Source organism: Larkinella punicea, from assembly GCF_003334855.1.
GTDB lineage: Bacteria > Bacteroidota > Bacteroidia > Cytophagales > Spirosomataceae > Larkinella > Larkinella punicea.
Genome location: NZ_QOWE01000032.1, coordinates 74731 through 93421 on the forward strand (window position 1 = coordinate 74731; position 18691 = coordinate 93421).

18 protein-coding genes are annotated in these 18691 nt (G+C 50.2%); 7 read left to right on the plus strand and 11 right to left on the minus strand.

Annotated elements, in window-relative coordinates:
• Positions 1 to 145: 145 nt before the first annotated feature.
• The 6 genes from glf to DUE52_RS29055 all read right to left on the minus strand — a co-directional run bounded on the left by glf (position 146) and on the right by DUE52_RS29055 (position 6479).
• Complete coding sequence (gene glf, locus DUE52_RS29035; RefSeq protein WP_114409600.1) at positions 146 to 1288, minus strand: UDP-galactopyranose mutase; 1143 nt, start codon at positions 1286 to 1288, stop codon at positions 146 to 148.
• A gap of 82 nt (positions 1289 to 1370) precedes the next feature.
• Positions 1371 to 1547 (minus strand): hypothetical protein, encoded by a 177-nt coding sequence (locus DUE52_RS32545; protein WP_165841056.1) that lies wholly within the window; start codon positions 1545 to 1547, stop codon positions 1371 to 1373.
• Between the two features lie 171 nt (positions 1548 to 1718).
• On the minus strand, positions 1719 to 2927 hold the full coding sequence (locus DUE52_RS29040) for an FG-GAP repeat domain-containing protein (protein WP_114409601.1): 1209 nt from the start codon (positions 2925 to 2927) through the stop codon (positions 1719 to 1721).
• A 141-nt stretch (positions 2928 to 3068) separates the two neighbouring features.
• Positions 3069 to 4205: an FG-GAP repeat domain-containing protein gene (locus DUE52_RS29045; RefSeq protein WP_114409602.1), complete on the minus strand. Its 1137-nt coding sequence runs from the start codon at positions 4203 to 4205 to the stop codon at positions 3069 to 3071.
• A 30-nt stretch (positions 4206 to 4235) separates the two neighbouring features.
• Positions 4236 to 5423, minus strand: a complete 1188-nt coding sequence (locus DUE52_RS29050) for a class I SAM-dependent rRNA methyltransferase (RefSeq protein WP_114409603.1) — start codon at positions 5421 to 5423, stop codon at positions 4236 to 4238.
• Positions 5424 to 5519: 96 nt separating this feature from the next.
• Complete coding sequence (locus tag DUE52_RS29055; protein ID WP_229312350.1) at positions 5520 to 6479, minus strand: zinc dependent phospholipase C family protein; 960 nt, start codon at positions 6477 to 6479, stop codon at positions 5520 to 5522.
• Positions 6480 to 6614: 135 nt separating this feature from the next.
• On the opposite strand from DUE52_RS29055, the gene DUE52_RS29060 reads away from it, so the two are divergent.
• From DUE52_RS29060 to radC, 3 genes are all read left to right on the plus strand, one after another.
• The gene (locus DUE52_RS29060; RefSeq protein ID WP_114409630.1) at positions 6615 to 7016 is read left to right on the plus strand and encodes a Dabb family protein; all 402 of its coding nucleotides are present in this window, start codon (positions 6615 to 6617) and stop codon (positions 7014 to 7016) included.
• A gap of 106 nt (positions 7017 to 7122) precedes the next feature.
• On the plus strand, positions 7123 to 7386 hold the full coding sequence (gene rpsT, locus DUE52_RS29065; protein WP_114409604.1) for a 30S ribosomal protein S20: 264 nt from the start codon (positions 7123 to 7125) through the stop codon (positions 7384 to 7386).
• Positions 7387 to 7503: 117 nt separating this feature from the next.
• Positions 7504 to 8199, plus strand: coding sequence for a RadC family protein (gene radC, locus DUE52_RS29070; RefSeq protein ID WP_114409631.1), 696 nt, complete (start codon positions 7504 to 7506; stop codon positions 8197 to 8199).
• 88 nt (positions 8200 to 8287) lie between these two features.
• Here radC and DUE52_RS29075 read toward each other — a convergent pair whose 3' ends face one another.
• Entirely contained in the window at positions 8288 to 8728 is a 441-nt protein-coding gene (locus DUE52_RS29075; RefSeq protein WP_114409605.1) for a hypothetical protein, read from the minus strand.
• A gap of 440 nt (positions 8729 to 9168) precedes the next feature.
• Positions 9169 to 10293, minus strand: coding sequence for a bifunctional histidinol-phosphatase/imidazoleglycerol-phosphate dehydratase HisB (hisB, locus tag DUE52_RS29080; RefSeq protein WP_114409606.1), 1125 nt, complete (start codon positions 10291 to 10293; stop codon positions 9169 to 9171).
• A 253-nt stretch (positions 10294 to 10546) separates the two neighbouring features.
• Here hisB and DUE52_RS29085 point away from each other — a divergent pair, with 253 nt between their 5' ends.
• From DUE52_RS29085 to DUE52_RS29095, 3 genes are all read left to right on the plus strand, one after another.
• Complete coding sequence (locus tag DUE52_RS29085) at positions 10547 to 11506, plus strand: NYN domain-containing protein (RefSeq protein WP_114409607.1); 960 nt, start codon at positions 10547 to 10549, stop codon at positions 11504 to 11506.
• The gene (locus DUE52_RS29090; RefSeq protein ID WP_114409608.1) at positions 11506 to 12852 is read left to right on the plus strand and encodes an anthranilate synthase component I family protein; all 1347 of its coding nucleotides are present in this window, start codon (positions 11506 to 11508) and stop codon (positions 12850 to 12852) included. Before DUE52_RS29085 ends, DUE52_RS29090 begins: the two co-directional genes overlap by 1 nt.
• A gap of 390 nt (positions 12853 to 13242) precedes the next feature.
• Complete coding sequence (locus tag DUE52_RS29095) at positions 13243 to 15129, plus strand: DEAD/DEAH box helicase (protein ID WP_114409609.1); 1887 nt, start codon at positions 13243 to 13245, stop codon at positions 15127 to 15129.
• Between the two features lie 136 nt (positions 15130 to 15265).
• On the opposite strand, the gene DUE52_RS29100 is transcribed toward DUE52_RS29095, so the two are convergent.
• Genes DUE52_RS29100 through apaG form a run of 3 tightly spaced genes read right to left on the minus strand, consistent with a single transcriptional unit; the run spans position 15266 to position 17860 of the window.
• Positions 15266 to 16651, minus strand: coding sequence for a monooxygenase (locus DUE52_RS29100; RefSeq protein WP_114409610.1), 1386 nt, complete (start codon positions 16649 to 16651; stop codon positions 15266 to 15268).
• 7 nt (positions 16652 to 16658) lie between these two features.
• On the minus strand, positions 16659 to 17432 hold the full coding sequence (locus DUE52_RS29105; protein ID WP_114409611.1) for an O-methyltransferase: 774 nt from the start codon (positions 17430 to 17432) through the stop codon (positions 16659 to 16661).
• A gap of 41 nt (positions 17433 to 17473) precedes the next feature.
• Positions 17474 to 17860, minus strand: a complete 387-nt coding sequence (apaG, locus tag DUE52_RS29110) for a Co2+/Mg2+ efflux facilitator ApaG/CorD (RefSeq protein WP_114409612.1) — start codon at positions 17858 to 17860, stop codon at positions 17474 to 17476.
• 164 nt (positions 17861 to 18024) lie between these two features.
• On the opposite strand from apaG, the gene ung reads away from it, so the two are divergent.
• The gene (ung, locus tag DUE52_RS29115) at positions 18025 to 18690 is read left to right on the plus strand and encodes a uracil-DNA glycosylase (RefSeq protein ID WP_114409613.1); all 666 of its coding nucleotides are present in this window, start codon (positions 18025 to 18027) and stop codon (positions 18688 to 18690) included.
• Position 18691 lies beyond the last annotated feature (1 nt).

Sequence of the window (18691 nt, forward strand, 5' to 3'; positions counted from 1 at the left end):
TTACTTTAGACGATGTTTCGATTCAGAAGTAATCGTCATTGGACGAACATTCTCAAATAAATATAAAAAAGCCACTTCCAGCCTTGTCGCCTACTAGGAAGCGTACAAAAACCGGAAATGGCTACTGATGGGGTACGTGTTTATTTTATTTCGTTGGCACTTTGCCTGCGGCAACTTCCGCCAGCGAATCGGCTCCTACCAGTTTCTTATACAAGGTCAACGCCTGCGCAACGACCTGGTCCATGTTGTAGTACCGGTATGTTCCCAAACGTCCCACGAAATACACATTCTGCTGTTGGTCAGCCAGTTGTTTGTATTTTCGATAAAGCTCGGCATTTTCCGGCATCGGCACCGGGTAATACGGATCGCCCTCCGATTGGGGGTATTCGAAGGTGATGCTGGTTTTGGTGGGGTGTTCCTGACCCGTCAAATGCTTGTACTCCGTGATGCGGGTATAAGCATTGTCATTCGGGTAGTTGACGACGGCCACCGGCTGGTGCCACTCTTCATTGAGGGTTTTGTGCTCAAATTGGAGGGAGCGATACGGGAGTTTACCGAAACAATGGTCGAAATATTCGTCAACCGGGCCGGTGTAAATCAACTGATCGTAGGACAAAGTGTCTTTAACGTCTTTAAAATCCGTCGCCAGCATCAGCGTAATATTCGGATGATCGACCATTTTTTCGAACATCTTCGTAAAACCGTGCAGTGGCATCGACTGAAATTCATCCGAGAAATACCGGTCGTCCTGGTTGGTCCGGGTCGGAATCCGGGACGTTACGGATTTGTCGAGTTCGGAGGGATAAACCCCCCATTGCTTTTTGGTATAGAACTTGAAAAATTTCTCGTACAGATCGCGTCCCACCTGGCTCACCACCACATCTTCCGACGTTTTGATATCATCGACGGGCTCACCGACGGTTTTGAAGTACTCACCGAGTTCTTCGGACGTAAAATTCTTGCCGTAGAGTTTATTGACAGTATCCAGGTTGATCGGGATGGGCAACAACTGGCCCTCGACCGACGCCAGCACCCGGTGTTCATACGGACGCCATTCCGTAAAATTAGACAGATAACCAAACACTTCCGGCGAATTGGTGTGGAAAATATGCGGGCCGTAAAGGTGGATTAAAATACCGTCTTCGTTGTAATAATCGTAAGCGTTTCCGCCGATGTGGGGGCGTTTGTCGAGAACCAGAACTTTCTTTCCGGACTGGCTGGCCAGGCGTTCGGCCAGCACACTACCGGCATATCCGGCTCCAACAATTGCAAAATCGTAATGCTGCATAAACAGACAAAAAGGGTGGTTTTTACGAGGTTAAAAGTAGTAATTTTTCTCCAATCGACCGTTGCAGGACGATTTTCCTTATTTAACGTACCAAATACTTGCGCCGAACCTGGTTGATGAGAAACTTTTTCTGGGTGGTGAAGCTCTCCGGATGCTGCTGTTCAAACTCCGCCTTCCAGGTCGAATACCGCACGGGCTCCTGCTGTTTGAATTGATTTTCGTCAATCTTCTTGCTGCTCAGGTATTCTTCAAAAGTCATGGTGGAGATGAAAGGGGTTAGAAATGAGATACTGGACAAAACCGGGTAGACTGACAATTTGACGCAAATTCGTGCTTACCCGGAATTGGTTGTTTCCATAAAAAAAACTGGTCCGAAATCCCGACCAGCGACAAAGCTAAACAGGATTCCGGACCGGTTTTTATTGATGGGCTATTTCTTTTTAAGTTGCTCGAAAACGTGAACGCCTTTTTTGTTGCCCACGGCGATGTCCGGCAATCGGTCGCCGTTCATATCTTCCACCACAACGTGTAGTCCCGCGCCGGAGTTGTTGTCGATCTCGTGCGGAATCCAGGAGGGGTTTTTACCGGGTTTGAACTCAAACCAGTACAAAACCGCCGGCTCTTCCCGACCCGGATCATTGTCCGTTTTGTTGTGGGCATAATACCGTTTTCCGGTTACCAGATCAGGCTTTTTGTCGCCATTCATATCGACCAGGGCCAGATTATGGGTTTGGGAAATCGTCTTGTGAATCTCATGCGTGGTCCAGGTGGGATTCCCTTCTGTATCTTTCCCCTGTTCATGCCACCAGATGCCGTATTTGTGGGCGGAGGAACTGATGACATCGTTCAAACCGTCGCCGTTCACGTCCGTGATGTACATCTGCGCGCACTCTTCACCCAGTTTAGCGGGATGGAACGTCCAGTTGGAACGCTTCGGATCGGTCTGCCCTTCCCACCAACCGGTATGAATCACGACGTCCATTTTTTTGTCGCCATTGACGTCGCCAAAACCCAAGCCGTGGGTGTACATATGCGTTCCGGGCGTATTTTCACCTTTGCTGATCACAAACCGTTCCCACTCATCCGTAAAATTGTTGTCGGGTGAGCGCAGCCAGATGATTTCCTTGGCCGTCGGATCGTTGCAAATGATGTCGGCCCGGCCATTGCCATCGACATCCACAAACAGGGGCGACTCGTTGCCCACCGAGGAGTGGATGGGATGTACTTTCCACAGACCGGGCTGGTTTTTCGGATTTTCGTGCCAAACCGCCGATTTACCAGGGAAATCGATCCGAATCATATCCACCCAGCCGTCCTTGTTGACGTCCAGCGCGAAGTTCAGAAAGGAGTTGCTGTAGCCCGTGCTGTATGAGAATTTTTCCGGTTTAGCCAGCTCGTGGGGCGTCCAGTTGGGGGCTTCAAACCAGTAAGCACCGGCCATGACATCCTTTTTCCCATCTTTGTTGACATCTCCGATGGTGGCACCCTCGGCAATGAAATCGCTGGTCAGTACGCTTTTTTTGAACTGAAGCTCGGTTCCTTTCTGGGCGTGGCCGGTCAGCACTCCCAGCGCCAGACAACTGCTCAGAAGCCAGCCTTTCCGGATAAACGACGCCGTGGTAATCGCTATACTCTTCATTTTATATCGCGGTTGAAATACGATGCTCTACTACCGTAGTAAGCAAACAAGCGGTTTTTTGTTCAATTCTACTCGGTTTCTTCGCCTGACCGGCAAATCCTGCCCCAAAGAATTCAGCCCAAACCGGTTGAAAGCGCCCTCCTACTTTTCGTTGAAAAAAATCTCCAAACCGTCTTTGCCGGCAACCACAATGTCCAAACGCCCGGTGCCGCGCAGGTCGGCGAGGGCGAAGTAAATGCCGGTCCCTTTGCCTTTGCCCGGCTGCCCATAGGCAATGGTGTGCTTGCTAAATTCCTTGCCGTTCCAGGTAAAATAATAGAGACCCACGTCGTCATACGCTCCGGCATCGCCATCGTTGTGGGCGCGATAGCGTTTGCCGGTAATGAGTTCCGGTTTTTTATCGCCGTCGAGATCAGCCCACTCCAGAACGTGGTATTGCGATGCTTTTTCATCGATGCTGTGCTTTTTCCAGCCGCGTTTGCCGCCTTCCAGTGTTTGTTCGTACCAGTGCAACCCGTAGCCATGTGCCTGCCCCACAATTAGATCGTTGCGTTTGTCGCCGTTGACATCGACCACCAGAATTGGAACGCTGGCTTGTTTGCCCAGATCAAATTCAGGATGGAGCGTCCAGGGGCCTTTTTCACGGTCGGCGGGGGCTTCGAGCCAGCCTTTGCTCACGATAAAATCGCTGCGACCGTCGCCGTTCACATCGCCCAGACCCAGGCCGTGATCCTGCGTCGGCGCAACGTTGACCTGCTTGAACGTGCCTCCTTTTTCCAGTTTGAAATATTTCAGCGGATGCTTCGGATTGTTGGGGACGATTTCGATGACGCCATCGCCGTCGACATCCCAGGCACGGGTGGTTTCCACATTGCCAACTTTGCCGATGTCGTGAACCGCCCACAAGTCCTTTTTCCCAATACCGGGGTTTTCGAGCCATTTCAGGTTCTCACCAAACCAGCCGCCGGTTACAATGTCGGCATTGCCGTCGCCATTGACATCCAGCGGAATGGTAGAAAAGTCATCATAATATTGGTCGAACCGTTTCTGGTTACCAATCAAATACCGTTTGCGAAAAAGTGCCTTCGGATCAGCGGAGTTCTCATACCAGAAATCCCCCGAAACCAAATCCGGGCGACCATCCTTATTGATATCGACGACACCAACGGTTTCGTAGCTTTCGGCAGCCACGAAATAGCGGCTAAACTGAATCTCTTTCGAGTCGGTTGCCAGCGAAACCCAACCTGCCAGGGCAATGGATATAACACTTATCTTCATGCCTGCAAGTTTATAAATAATCTTGGTTTGTTACTCAACCCATAAAACCAATCCCTTCAAATAACCGCCTTCCGGGTGAAATAAATTGACCGGATGATCGGCGGGTTGGCTCAGGTGGTGTAAAACGCGCACCTGCCGCCCGGCTTCGATGGCAGCAGCCACCACGGTATTGTAGAACAACTCCCGGTCGATCACCTGCGAACACGAAAACGTGAAGAGAATCCCGCCTTTTGCCACCCGGCGCAACCCCTCGGCATTCAGCCGTTTGTAGCCCTGGACGGCCCGGTGCCGCGCCGACAAACTCTTGGCGTAGGCGGGCGGGTCCAACACGACCACATCGTACTGATCATCGTGGGCGTGGAGGTATTTCATCACATCATCCGCATACGCTTCGTGCCGGTTTGCCACCTCGGTTTCACCAAAATTCAGGGCCACGTTGCGGTTGGTCAGGTCGATGGCTTTCTGGGAAGCATCGACGGAATGCACCAGGGTTGCGCCAGCTTTTAGTGCATATACGGAAAAACCGCCCGAATAACAGAAGGCGTTCAACACCTTTTTCCCGGCGGAATAATGCGCCAGTAACTTCCGGTTGTCGCGCTGATCAAGGAAAAAACCGGTTTTTTGTCCGGTGATCCAATCAACCAGAAACCGGTGGCCGTTTTCCTGGACTTCATGCGGCACCTCCGCCCGGCCAAACCGGTAAGCATTCTGAATGGTGGCCGCATAGTCGTCGGGCAACGTTTCGGCACTTTTGTCATAGACCGCCAGCAGTTGATCTCCATACACATTTTTCAGCGCTTCCGTAATCAGGTTTCGCTCGCGGTGCATCCCGATGGAGTGAGCCTGCAAAACGGCTACTCCATTATAGATGTCGATAATCAGGCCCGTGCAACCGTCGCCCTCGCCGTGAACCAGTCGGTAACAATTGGTATCCGGCGGCAAAATGGCCGTTCGGATGTTTCGAATGGCAGTCAGTTTAGTGGTCCAGTACGCCACATCCGGAATAACGGGCTGAAAAGAGAAAATGCGAACCAGAATGCTTCCGTTGTGAAAATGGCCGGTCGCCAGGTAAGTCCCTTTTTTATCCAGCACTTCCACCACATCGCCGTCCTCCGGTTCGCCTTCGGTCCGGACCACGGCTCCGGAAAACACCCAGGGATGAAACCGCCGGATGGCTTCCTCACGTCCGGAACGCAGGTATATTTTGGGTAAATTCATTTTTGTTGACTCGTTGAACGGGCGAAACTACAAAATTCACGGCCCATTGGCATTACGTCCCCGCGGACTTTCGTCAGCATCGGCCCTAAATCAGGCTTACTCTTCCGGTCGGACATTGAACAGGCGTTTCCACCAGCTCTTTTTTTCTTCGATCTCTTCTTTCCCGTCGACCGTCGTTGCGGCATCCCTGGCCAGTTTGTCCAGATCGGGTTGTCCGGCATCCACCCAGCAGGTATACCAGAAATCGCCGACCATTTTAACCGACGCCCGCATCTGTCGCTCCACCTGCCCGCGCAGACGTTCGTGGTATTTTCGGGAAAAATCGTCGGTATAAACCTTCACGGTTTGGCCATTGCGCTCTTCAAAACCGTATTTCCGGGTTTCGCCTACCTGACCGGTGAGTTCTTTTTCAAACCGCAAGACCGTGTCCAGCGCGGCATGGGCGTCGAAAACCGCCCGCCAGGCCGCTTTCTGGGGCGAGGGCACATAGGTGGCCGAACCGGTAAAAAAGTCATATTCCGTGCTGAACAATTCCGGCAGTCTCGATTCCCAGAAACCGTGGATCCCCTGCTGCCCCGTCATCTGCCCGTTGTAGTTGCGCGTGGTATGCAACGGCACATTCGCATCGGCAATGTAATGGCCCAGGTCGGCCGAAATTTTCAGGATGCGTTTCGCATCACGGGCCTTGAAGGCTTCGGTCAATTGAAATTTGGCCAGTTGAATGTGCCAGGGCACAATCCCGTGCAGGGCCAGGGTATCTTCTCCATAGCGTTCGGTTGCCTGCTTCCACGAACGCGGCAAAGTCGCCTTCGTGGTGTCTGGATACGCATCCAGGTCGATGAAATGCCGGGGGGCTTCCCCCACGACGGCATACCGCCTTTTGTCGGGATTGACGGCGTTCTCGGTCAGGTAGTCGATGTGCTTCTTATAAAAAGCCAGCATCTCCGGCGGTAAGGTAAACACCGCCAGCCGGTTGATGCGTTTGTGGGCGTAAAACCCCCACTGCGGTTTTCCAGCCGGCAGTGAATAAGCGACCGTTGCGAAAAAAAAGAACACAAATACTTGATTCGAAATATTTATACGATACCTTTGTTCAAACATAGCACTTTAACAAGAAAAGTTTCCACTTTATTTATAAAAGACTGTGTTGTTCAGAATAATATTTGGAATAACATCAATTTCACAATCATCATGAAACGCAAATCCATTGGCTACAGCCTAATTCTTTTCTTCTTCGGAGTTTTTGGCCTTGTTATCTACGGTGCCTACTCACCTGCCAGAAAAGCCCAAAAACAGCAAATTGTCTGCTTTAAATTCAAAGAAGGCACTAAAAATGAAGCGATTGAGCAACATATGCGTGAGTTTGCCGCTTTGAAGCATGAAATTCCTCAGATCATTTCTTACACCTCCGGGAAGACCTTAAACGGGGTTAGCGGCAGTTCTTCCGACTATGATGTGATGCACTACCTCACTTTCCAAAGCGAAGCTGATATTGAGACGTTCAACAAGAACCAAAAGCAACAGGAGTTCGTAAAAAATAATCGGGCCAGTTGGGACAAGGTATTCACCATCAATTCGGATATCCGCCAGTAAAACCTTTTGAAGTCGCCCTGGTGATTCAAGAATAATTTGCATTGTTTCTCGTAAATCCCTACTTTTGCGGATATTTCTGAGAAACTGTATACTGTACTAATAAGCAATGGCAAATCATAAGTCGGCATTGAAGCGGGTCCGGGCAAACGAAAAGAAACGTTTGTTGAACCGTTTCCAACACAAAACGACCCGTTCACTGATCAAGCGTTTGCGGCTGACTACCGACAAGGTGGCTGCAACTGAATTGTATAAAACGGTGTCATCGCTGCTGGACAAACTGGCAAAGCGGAATATTATTCACAAAAACAAAGCGTCTAACAACAAGTCGAAACTGGCGAAACTCGTCAACGGACTGGCTGTTGCTGCTTAATTAACTCCGTATCGATAACTGCCCGGGCGGTTTATTGATGCGTGCAAAACGTTAGAAAAACCTTATCTGATTTCGTTCAGGTAAGGTTTTTTTTTGCCCATCCACACCCACCGAACCATGACTTACGAAAGCTCCCGCAAAATCCGGAGTTGGGCGGAAGAAGACCGCCCCCGCGAAAAACTGATGCTCAAAGGCCGGGCCGCGCTCTCCGACGCCGAACTCATTGCCATCCTCATCGGTTCCGGCACCCGCGATTTGTCCGCCGTTGACGTAGCGAAGATAATTCTGCAAAGTGTGGGCCATAACCTCAACGATTTGGCCCGACTGAGTGTCAAGGATTTGTCGAAATTCAAAGGCATTGGCGAAGCCAAAGCCATCAGCATCGTTGCGGCACTCGAACTGGGCCGACGGCGGAAAGAACAGGACCGTCCGCTTCGCTTGCGCATCACCAGTTCCCGGGATGCCTACGAAGAAATAAAACCGCATCTGCTGGACAAGCAACACGAAGAGTTCTGGATTTTGCTGCTAAACCGCGCGAACGAAGTGATCCGACCCGTTCAGATCAGCTCCGGCGGGGTTTCGGGCACGGTGGCTGATCCGAAGCTGATTTTCAAACATGCGCTCGAACAACTGGCCAGCGCCCTGATTTTGGTTCACAATCACCCCTCCGGCAATTTGGCAGCCTCCCAGGCTGATCGGGACTTGACCAAAAAACTGAAAGAAGCCGGGCGATTACTCGACATTCCCATCCTCGATCATCTGATTTTTACGGATCAATCGTATCTGAGCTTTGCCGATCAGGGAATTTTATAAGGCCGCTGTGAGGGAAATGAGGCAAAAAAAGACCGGCACGATTTATAAAATCGCACCGGTCAACATCTAACTACTCGATCCTATCAGGTTATTTTTTCAGATTTACCGTAATGACGGCCTCCTTGGGGGTACCATCCGGTTTGGTACCCGGAAAGGGTTGAACATCCGACAACGTTACTTCATAGCTTTCGGTCCCCAACTGAACCGTAATTACATCGCGGTTTTTCAATTGGGTTCCGCACTGCCCGATGCACAATTCGCCGGATTGTGACTGCGTTTCGCTTTTCAGCGTAAACTTCACCTGCGCGTTCCCGTACCACACACAAGTGGCATTATAGGGGCAACGGCTGTCGGAAATACTGTCGACATTCAGGGTAATATCCTGTTTTACCCGCGCTAACTGGTTCACTTTCACCGTTACGGCCTGAGCGTCTTCGGTGGGCGTTGGCGCTACTTTATTCTCTTTTTCGCAACCGACTGCCAGCAAGCCGACCAGCAGAAATCCATACAAATTTTTAAATGGTGTCATTTGTTGTTATCGTTTGCCTGAATGACCCCATTCAAAGAAAGACGGTTGGAACCGTTTTGATTTTTTTACAACTTTTCTGCCCTTCTCTGATGTTACAAAAACCGTTAACCTACACTTCTGGCCAATAAAAAAGGGCCTGGCAGGCCCTTTATACAATTAAATATGGATGATGTTACCAGCCGACCATGATACGGGTCAAGCCTGCAACATACGTTTGCGAACTGAGTCTTAGTACTTCCGTTCTTTGTTTTCCAGCCAGCGACCCGTAATGAATGCCGCAGTTAACAAAACAATATAAAAAACGATGGTTACGATAGTCATGAACATAGTAGTACCGGTTTATGGATTGTTGACGCAAAAATAGTAAAAACTGAATGGGAAGCTCACAAAGTCGCCGATTATTCGATCACTTTATCTCAAATAATCATTCCCCGCTTCGGCTAGAGCACTCCCTTGGTACTCGGTAAGGTATCCAATTCTTTCAGATCGCGTTTTACAGCCATCTTGATCGATTTGGCAAAGGCTTTAAAGATCGATTCGATTTTATGGTGCTCGTTCTCTCCTTCCACTTTGATGTTCAGGTTGCAGAGAGCCGCGTCGGAAAACGATTTGAAGAAATGAAAGAACATTTCCGTCGGCATTTCCCCGATTTTCTCCCGTTTGAAATCGGCTTCCCACACCAGCCACGGGCGTCCCGAGAAATCGATGCCGACCTGAGCGAGTGCTTCATCCATCGGCAGCAAAAAACCGTACCGGCTAATGCCCCGTTTATCGCCCAGCGCCTTGCGATAGGCTTCGCCCAGTGCCAGGGCGGTGTCTTCAATCGTGTGATGTTCGTCAATGTGCAGATCCCCCTTCACCCGAATCACCAGATCGGAACCGGAGTGCCGGGCAACCTGATCGAGCATGTGATCGAAGAACCCAATACCGGTTTCGATGGTGGACCGACCGCGCCCGTCCAGATTCAATTCAACATGGATTTGGGTTTCGTTGGTATTACGGTCCACGACGGCCGTCCGGGCCGGTAACTTCAGCAGTTCATAAATCAGATCCCAGTTGTCGGTAGACAGGGCCAATGCCTTCTGCATGTCGTCGGTCATGCCTTCGGTGGGGTCCTGCGGAGCAATCAGAATCGCTTTGGCACCCAGATTGACCGCCATTTGAATATCGGTCAGCCGGTCACCGATCACGTAACTTTCCGGCAGATTATACGCATCCGTCAGGTATTCCGTCAACATACCGATTCCGGGTTTGCGGGTCGATGCGCCTTCGTGGGGATAGGTTTTGTCAATATGAACGGCTTTGAAATGGATATTTTCCCCTTCCAGGGTTTTCATCATTTTGTAGTGGGCAGGCCAGAACGTATCTTCCGGAAAAACCGCCGTTCCCAAACCGTCCTGGTTGGTAACCATCACCAATTCGAAGTCGGTTTCTTCGGCAATTTTGCGCAGATTGGAAAGCACTTTCGGAATGTATTCCAGTTTTTCCAGCGAATCTACCTGCTGGTCGGGCTGTGGTTCGAAGATGATGGTACCATCCCGATCAATGAACAAAACTTTCTTCATAAGGCTTTTTAGTGGAATACAAAGGTAGCGAATGCATCAAATGGATCGGCATTTCTGTATTTTTTTACTACTATTGTACCCAAATACACTCCCCTACCTATTTTATCTAAAGTAAATATCAAAAATTAAATACGTAAGTATCACACTTACAGACCAGTACAGGAATAATATACACGATACTTGCAAGCCAATCCCTGCCTTTTTATCCAGATCGTAGTTTTATATTGTTTATTTTTCCCATTCCGTAAAAAAAATGCACCCAGAAAAATCCACTAAACTAACCCGTATTGCAGTAATTTATGATGGCAACTATTTTCTTCACGTAAGCAATTATTACAATTACTCCCACGAAAGACGGAGCCGCATCAGCATATCGGGATTACATGAATTTATACGAGCGCAGGTGGCCCAGGAAGAGGAGACGGATTTTCGCCTGTGCCAGATCGTCGATGCGCACTATTTCCGGGGTCGTCTGAACGCCCACGAAGCCAGCCAACGCGGAAACCAATTATTTTATGATCGTTTGTTCGATGACATTTTGATGTCCGAAGGGGTCGTAACGCACTATTTGCCGGTTAAAACCTTTCAGGGCTCGCGGCAGGAAAAAGGCATCGACGTCTGGCTCGCCCTCGAAACGTTCGAACTGACGATTTCCAAAAAATTCGACGTGGTGGTGCTCATCACGGCCGACGGCGATTATGTACCGCTGATCCGGAAGCTCAACACGCTCGGAACGCGCCTGATGGTGCTAAGCTGGGATTTTGAGTACTACAATGACGAGGGCGAGAAAATGGTGACCCGCACCTCCCAGGATCTGCTCGCCGAGGTTTCGTATCCCGTCGCCATGCACGAAATGATCGATACGCGGCTTCGGAAAAACGACCCGCTGATTCAGAACCTGTTTGTCAAGCAATCGGCGCGGGTATTGCTGGGGAACGCAGCCGCCGTACCGGCAGGCAATGGATTTGACAGTTATACCGACAGCTCGGACGATGATTCTGACCCTTCCGAATTTAAAATCAGTACCATTCGCAGCCTGAAAAACGGATACGGTTTTATCAATTATCCGCCCAATAACCTATTTTTTCACTATACGAGTTTGAATGACATCGATTTTAACGAATTGCAGGTCGACGACGAGGTAAAATTCCGCATCGGAAAAAATGCCGAAAGCAAAGACATTGCCATCGATGTGCATCTGGAGAGTAACTAATGCCAACGACTGCCGGAACCATTCGTCAGGAACGCACCATACTGCTTGAATCAACGGGCTCCCGGCCCGTTGATTTCTGGCAAAAAAAAGCCCTGGGCTGGGCCATGAGCCAGTATGACCACGTTGTGTTGTTCAACAACAATCAGGCGTCAATTTCGAATGCAGCCCTTCCTTACCCCGGTTTCCCGAACCGATTGGCCGCCGGGATGTATCAACCGGTTGCGTTCTCCCCCGACGTCGATCCGTTCCAAACGCTGTTTCGACACCACCTGCAACACCCGGATTTTCTGGTTGGCTATTTTGGCTACGATCTAAAAAACCGGATCGAACCGCTGGTCAGTCGGCATGAAAATACGTTCGGATTTCCGGAAATCTATTTTTTCCAGCCCCTCCACCTCATCGATTTTGACGACGATCGCCTGACCGTTCGCTCGTGGGGAAACCCGGATGCGGTGATCGACGCGATTCTGGCCGATTCAGCGACAGCATCGCCCTTTACACCGAAGTACCAAACGGAAAATCAGGTACAAAACCGGGTTTCACCGGACGAATACCGCCAAACCGTTCGCCAGATTCAACAGGACATTATCGACGGTACAGTTTACGAATTGAATTATTGCATCGAGTTTTTCATTGAAAACACCGTAATTGATCCGCTAACGGTATATGACGACTTGACGAAACGCTCGCCGATGCCTTTTTCGCATTTCCAGCGAATCCGAAACCAGTACGTCATCGGCGCATCACCCGAGCGGTTTTTGAAAAAAGAAGGCACGCGGCTCATTTCCCAACCCATCAAAGGCACCATCCGGCGCGGAACGACACCCGACGAAGATGCGCAGTTCCGGCAGCAACTCCGCAGCAGTGAAAAAGAGCAGGCCGAAAACCTAATGATTGTCGATCTGGTCCGCAACGACCTGGCGCGCAGTGCCGAAACCGGCAGCGTTCAGGTGGACGAGTTATTCGGCATCTACCCGTTTCAGCAGTTGTTTCAGATGATTTCGACAGTCTCCGCCACCATCCGAAGCGACTTGCCCTTCACCGAAGCCATCCGCCACGCCTTTCCGATGGGCAGCATGACGGGTGCGCCCAAAGTCCGGGCCATGGAGTTGATCGATCAATACGAAGCAAGTCGGCGAGGCCTGTATTCAGGGGCCGCCGGTTTCATTACACCGGAGGGCGACTTTGACTTTAACGTCATGATTCGGAGTATTTTCTACAACGCCGACACCGGCACAGTTTCGTTTTCTGTCGGAAGCGCCATCACCTACGACGCTGATCCTCAGCAAGAGTATGAGGAGTGTCTGCTGAAAGCAGAAGCCATGAGGTCAGTTTTCCAGGGGTAGTTTCGTAAAATAATACAATTAAGTACAGATCAGGCTTGTATTTATCAAAAATTCGCCTTACTTTTGCAACAGTTTTCAAGCGGACATCCGTCCGATCTCTGTAAAAGATACTCTTCATGGGATTTTTTCTATTACCACAGAGCTGCACGGATGTCAACCGGTTAGGGGTTTAACATTCGTTGGGCGCATCTGTTGGGGCAATTGCATTGGTGAATCAAGTTTCACTTTGGGCTAAGCTGGGCATTTTCGGGGGTTCCTTCACGTTTGTATCTCAAATTTTCACGTATCGTACGCCGATTTTTCGCAATCGGATCTGCATGGCCGTGCAGCACGAGCACTTCTGCCGATAAACGCTTGTATCAGTTTCATTTTTAAAAACTCTTACAAGTTATGACTCCTGAAATCATTGAACAGGAAATTATTGTTACGCCGGGAATTCCACAGCGGACATTCGCCGATCTGAACCTTTCAGATGAAATTTTACAAGCGGTTACTGAAATGGGATTCGTACATCCCTCTCCCATTCAGGCCGAAGCCATCCCTCCCATTCTTGCCGGTCGCGACGTGATTGGTCAGGCGCAGACGGGAACCGGAAAAACCGCAGCCTTTGGTATTCCAGCCATCAACATGATTGATGTGGCCGAACGCCATCCGCAGGTGCTGATTCTGTGTCCAACCCGCGAACTGGCCGTCCAGGTTTCGGAAGAGATCCGGAAATTATCGAAATTTAAAAGAGGAATCCGCATCGAAGCCATCTACGGTGGTGATTCGATCGATCGCCAGATCAAGTCGCTGAAAACCGGTGTTCACATCGTGATCGGTACGCCGGGTCGCGTCATGGACCACATGGAGCGCCGGACGCTGAAACTGGACAACGTCCGGATGATGATTCTGGATGAAGCCGACGAAATGCTCGACATGGGCTTCCGCGACGACATCGAAAGCATTCTGGAAGACATGCCGGAAGAACGTCAGACGATTCTGTTCTCGGCCACGATGTCGAAACCGATCATGACGATCACCCAGCGTTTCCAGAAAGAGCCCGTTCTGGTGAAAGTGGTTCGGAACGAGTTGACCGCCCAGAACATCGAGCAGGTTTTCTTCGAAGTGAAACCTAAAGCGAAAGTGGAAGTGATGTGCCGTCTGATCGACATGCACAACCTGAACCTGCTGCTGGTTTTCTGTAACCAGAAGAAACGCGTCGACGAAATCGTTGAAGATCTGCAAGTCCGTGGGTATCAGGCTGAAGGCTTGCACGGTGACTTGCGTCAGGCCCAACGGAATAACGTAATGTCGAAATTCCGGTCGGGTGTTACCAACATTCTGGTTGCCACCGACGTAGCCGCCCGCGGTATTGACGTTGACAATGTGGACGCCGTTATTAACTACGACATTCCCCTGGACGAAGAATATTACGTACACCGGATTGGCCGGACCGGCCGCGCCGGCAAGTCGGGTAAAGCTTTCTCGCTGGTGGGTAAAGACGAAAAATACCGTCTGCGCGAAATCCAGAACTACACCAAAGTTCGGATCGAAAAAGGGGTTATTCCTTCCTTCGAAGACATCGTTGGACTGCGTAAAGCCCGTTTTATTGAGCAGGTAAAACAAAGCATCGAAAGCAGCACCGATCTGAATCTGTATGACGATCTGCTAACGGCTCTGCATCATTCCGGTTTTTCCACCGAACAAATCGTTTCGGCCCTGGTGAAACGCGGGATGGGGATCGAGAAAAATGAATTCTCAGACCAGAATCTGGGCCATGACGATGATCGTCGGGAACGGAAAGAAGGCGGATCACGCTTTGGTGATCGCGGTGGACGGGGCGAAAGCACTGGACGCTTCGGTGATCGGAGTCGCGGAGAAAGCGGTTCCCGTTTTGGTGATCGCGGTGGCCGCAGCGAAGGCCCCGGCCGGTTCAGCGAACGCGGCACCCGCGGTGAAAGCCGTTTCGGTGACCGGGAACGTACCCCCCGTTTTGGTGCCCGGGAAGAAGGTCGCAAATTCGAGCGCGATGATAACCGCGCCCCCCGCGAGCAGGAAGCGAACATGACCCGGCTGTTTGTCAGCGTCGGTCGTCGTGATTTCATCCGTCCGGGCGACATCGTTGGTGCCATTGCCGGCGAAGCCAACATTCCGGGCAGCAGCATCGGTCACATCGACATTTTCGACAAACATACCTACGTTGACGTTCCCCGCGATGTAGCCAATCGGGTGGTGGATGTCATGGAAGGAAATACGATCAAAGGCAAACGCGTTCAGATTGAAGTCGCACGCTAAGCTGTCTGACTACTAACTATAAAAAAGCCGCTCTGGATTCAGAGCGGCTTTTTTATAGTCGAGAAAAGAAGAAAGAAAATGAAGAACAGTACAGTACTCTTTCTTCTCTATTCTTTCTTCTTTCTTCTCGAAAAAACTAATCTTCCAGATAATACCCAAAAATAATCCCCATTTCATCCTCGCTGGTTAGCCCGAAGCTGACGTCTTTGGCGGTGGTATTATTGTAGGTAATTTCTGAAATAAGTCCTTCTCCTTTGGCCAGTAAAATGGGGGTAGTAAAGGTTTTAATTTCAGGGTGTTCCCAGTTCGTGGACGTATAAATCACTTCGCCGTCCCGCGCTCCGCCCTTAATCTTGATCACAAATTTCTCAGCTAGTTTGTGCGTGTGTGAGGTTAAAACCAGTACTTTGACCGGTTTGGTCATCAAAAAAGTTTTGGAAAGTGTAACGCGCTTATTGGCCGGAATAGACAAATCATTGTTGGTGAAATCCATGGTCTTCACCACATTCTTCACTTTGGCTTTATCGGTCGTATATAGGTTTACAAACACTTCGCCGGTAATGGAAGTGTTGGATTTATTAACGTAATGCGAGTTAAAATCCATCGTCGTATTAGCCGGTATTAACAAGGCCGTTCCTTCGGGAAAAGCGTAGTCGATATAAGGCGCCTGAATACCGATGAAATAGACATGATTCTGCATCGAGAGCGCCGTCAGCAGGTTGTACGAATTGTCCGGATTTCGAAGATCCCGAATCTGATTCAGAGCAGGCAGGTTCTGGTTATTCCGGAAATTGTACATCACAAAATGGTGGCTGTTGTTCCGCATCTTCACCTCGAACCGGTTTACGTAGACATCCTGCGTATTGCCAATCGACTTCCGCATAAACAACTCCCGCTCGAAATTCGGAATGATGGTAAACGGATCCAGTTTGAGCTGGAATCCCTCAGTAGCCGATGGCACCTTTAACCCTTCAAAATCTTCCGCAGCCGGCGTACTGGGCGTCTTGTCGTCCAGCAAAGTGGAATCGACGACGCTTCCTTCCCGGGGCGCACCGGCTTCGATCCAGCGACGCACAAACTCGATCTGACCCACCGTCAACAATTCTTTACCCAATGGCATGGGATTGCCGTAATTGGCTCCGCTGTGGTGACTTGCGGCCGCATTGATTTTGTGGTAGAGCAGACTCTCCAGAGCCGCAAACGGTTTCACACGAAGCAAACCGTTGGCTTTGGCCGTTGCATTGGTCGACGCAACCCCAACCAGGTTTTTGTAGGCCACATCGGCCGCCAGCACCAGTTTATGCTGCGCAAACGTCGGGTCGGCTTCCGAAGAATGGCAGCCGGAAACCGCACAGGTAGGCGTCAAAATCCGTCGTTGCAGTTGGTCAAAACTCGTCACCACCGGTGTCGGTTCGGGGTCATCAGCGGGATTATCACCCGATTTTTCGCAGGAGGCAATCAGCAGGCTAAGGCCAACAGCGCCGAGCAAACTCAGTTTGAAGGGATGGAAATGGTGTTGCATAAGTCAGTTAAAACTTCAGAACAAAATCCTGTTTGGGCTGCTGGCTCCGGAAAAAGACCAACCCGACATAAAAAAGATCGATGGAAATGGTCACCGCCGGATGCGCCTTGATCGTCTCCCAGGCCTGCTCCATCTCGTCCGACCAGTGAATATCGTCAAAAATAAAACAGGAATCGTTATGTGCTTTCGCAAGACAGGTTTCAAAATACCGAACGGTGGGTTCAAACCGGTGGTTGGCATCGAAAAAGGCGAAGTCGATGGCAGAAACCGTCTTCAACCGTTCCGGCAGGGTCGTATCGATGTTACCGGTTATGATTTCAATAGCCGGTTGGTTCAATTGCTGGAAGTTGCGTCGAGCCACGGCCGCGGTTTGCGGACACCCTTCGAAGGTCAGGATTTGTGCCGTGGGAGCCGCCACGGCCTCATACAGCGTTGTGATGCCGAGTGATGTGCCGAGATCGACAATCGTCTGCGAATGGAACCGTTGAATCAGCCGGTAGATCAACCGTCCGAAACGCGCCGGTTTCTGCGAATTTTTAGCAATATCCCGAATGGCCCGTTCGCGCGACGCATTGATGCGGGAACCCGCCCCAAAATCCGTGATTTGAATTCGGGTGGTATCCTTCAACAACTGCTGCTGCAACGCCCGAATGGGCGCAAATTGCGGCTCATCAGGGTTATCACGACGAATGAGACTGGAATATAGATCAAATACAAACGGCGAATGCAGGGAATGCGCATCGCCAGCCTTCAGGAGAAATTTCAGATAAGCACGAATCAAGAAACAAAAACCGCTATCACGGATTTAAAACAGACTATTAATTAATTCAACCGATAAGGAACCACCATCGTGAATTCAGGAATATTGACCCGAAACTGTTTTCCGTCAATAATCCGTTCCATCAGATAGGTTCCTCCCATTTTGCCAAGACTCGACCGCAGATTGCAGCCCGAAACATACTCGTGCGTTTCGCCCGGCTCCAGAATGGGCTGCTGTCCAACCACGCCCTCGCCTTCCACTTCCCGCGCCATGCCGTGGGCATCGTAAATAATCCAGTGGCGTCGCAGCAGTTGCACGGTCGATGGCCCTTCGTTTTCGATGGTAATTCGGTATGTAAACACATAATGCGCCTGTGACGGACTGGAATATTCCGGTTGGTATTCGGTCATCACACTGACCTTGACGCCGTCGGTAACTGCCGATATCATTTTAGTTACGTGTTGGTAAACACCCTTAAAACGAAAATTAAATTTAAGAGTTTATAATTCCAATTAGCTCACCGATTATTTTCGGTTTCATCTACTTTTGTCAGGATAACGCATGAAATGTTTCGAACGCGTCCATCCTTTACCGAATCTCAAACACCATTTGCATGAAGGTTGTCATTGAACCCTCCTGGCAGCAGCGGCTGCAAGCTGAATTTGAAAAACCGTATTTCCCCCAGTTGGCCGAATTCGTCCGCCTGGAATACACCACGCACCGGTGCTATCCGCCGGGCAAACTGATTTTCAACGCTTTCGACAAATGTCCGTTCGATCAGACCAAGGTCGTTATTTTAGGGCAGGACCCGTATCACGGCGAAGGGCAGGCCAACGGATTATCGTTTTCGGTCAATGACGGTATCACCAAACCACCCTCACTCGTCAATATTTTTAAAGAAATTCAGGAAGATCTGGGTATACCCGTTCCGAAATCCGGCAATCTGGAACGCTGGGCGGTTCAGGGCGTTTTGCTCCTCAACGCCACCCTGACGGTGCGGGCCAATCAGGCTGGTTCTCATCAGAACAAAGGCTGGGAAACTTTTACCGATGCCGCCATTCAGCACCTGTCTGATGAAAAAGAAAACCTGGTTTTTATGCTCTGGGGTGCCTATGCCCAGAAGAAAGGGGCCATTATCGATGGCAGCAAACACCTGGTTCTGAAAGCCAAACACCCCTCGCCAATGGCAGCCAATTATGGCGGCTGGTTTGGCACCCGGCATTTTAGCCAGGCCAATGCTTACTTACAAAGCAAAGGACTTGAGGAAATCGAGTGGTGAT

Bases quoted from the DNA above. Each gene is read 5' to 3' on its own strand.
- DUE52_RS29040 (WP_114409601.1), bottom strand. From the start codon at position 2,927: ATGAAGAGTATAGCGATTACCACGGCGTCGTTTATCCGGAAAGGCTGG.
- DUE52_RS29050 (WP_114409603.1), bottom strand. From the start codon at position 5,423: ATGAATTTACCCAAAATATACCTGCGTTCCGGACGTGAGGAAGCCATC.
- apaG (WP_114409612.1), bottom strand. From the start codon at position 17,860: ATGATATCGGCAGTTACCGACGGCGTCAAGGTCAGTGTGATGACCGAA.
- DUE52_RS29090 (WP_114409608.1), top strand. From the start codon at position 11,506: ATGCCAACGACTGCCGGAACCATTCGTCAGGAACGCACCATACTGCTT.
- ung (WP_114409613.1), top strand. From the start codon at position 18,025: ATGAAGGTTGTCATTGAACCCTCCTGGCAGCAGCGGCTGCAAGCTGAA.
- DUE52_RS32545 (WP_165841056.1), bottom strand. From the start codon at position 1,547: ATGACTTTTGAAGAATACCTGAGCAGCAAGAAGATTGACGAAAATCAA.
- glf (WP_114409600.1), bottom strand. From the start codon at position 1,288: ATGCAGCATTACGATTTTGCAATTGTTGGAGCCGGATATGCCGGTAGT.
- DUE52_RS29095 (WP_114409609.1), top strand. From the start codon at position 13,243: ATGACTCCTGAAATCATTGAACAGGAAATTATTGTTACGCCGGGAATT.
- radC (WP_114409631.1), top strand. From the start codon at position 7,504: ATGACTTACGAAAGCTCCCGCAAAATCCGGAGTTGGGCGGAAGAAGAC.
- DUE52_RS29060 (WP_114409630.1), top strand. From the start codon at position 6,615: ATGAAACGCAAATCCATTGGCTACAGCCTAATTCTTTTCTTCTTCGGA.
- DUE52_RS29045 (WP_114409602.1), bottom strand. From the start codon at position 4,205: ATGAAGATAAGTGTTATATCCATTGCCCTGGCAGGTTGGGTTTCGCTG.
- DUE52_RS29085 (WP_114409607.1), top strand. From the start codon at position 10,547: ATGCACCCAGAAAAATCCACTAAACTAACCCGTATTGCAGTAATTTAT.
- rpsT (WP_114409604.1), top strand. From the start codon at position 7,123: ATGGCAAATCATAAGTCGGCATTGAAGCGGGTCCGGGCAAACGAAAAG.
- DUE52_RS29100 (WP_114409610.1), bottom strand. From the start codon at position 16,651: ATGCAACACCATTTCCATCCCTTCAAACTGAGTTTGCTCGGCGCTGTT.
- hisB (WP_114409606.1), bottom strand. From the start codon at position 10,293: ATGAAGAAAGTTTTGTTCATTGATCGGGATGGTACCATCATCTTCGAA.
- DUE52_RS29075 (WP_114409605.1), bottom strand. From the start codon at position 8,728: ATGACACCATTTAAAAATTTGTATGGATTTCTGCTGGTCGGCTTGCTG.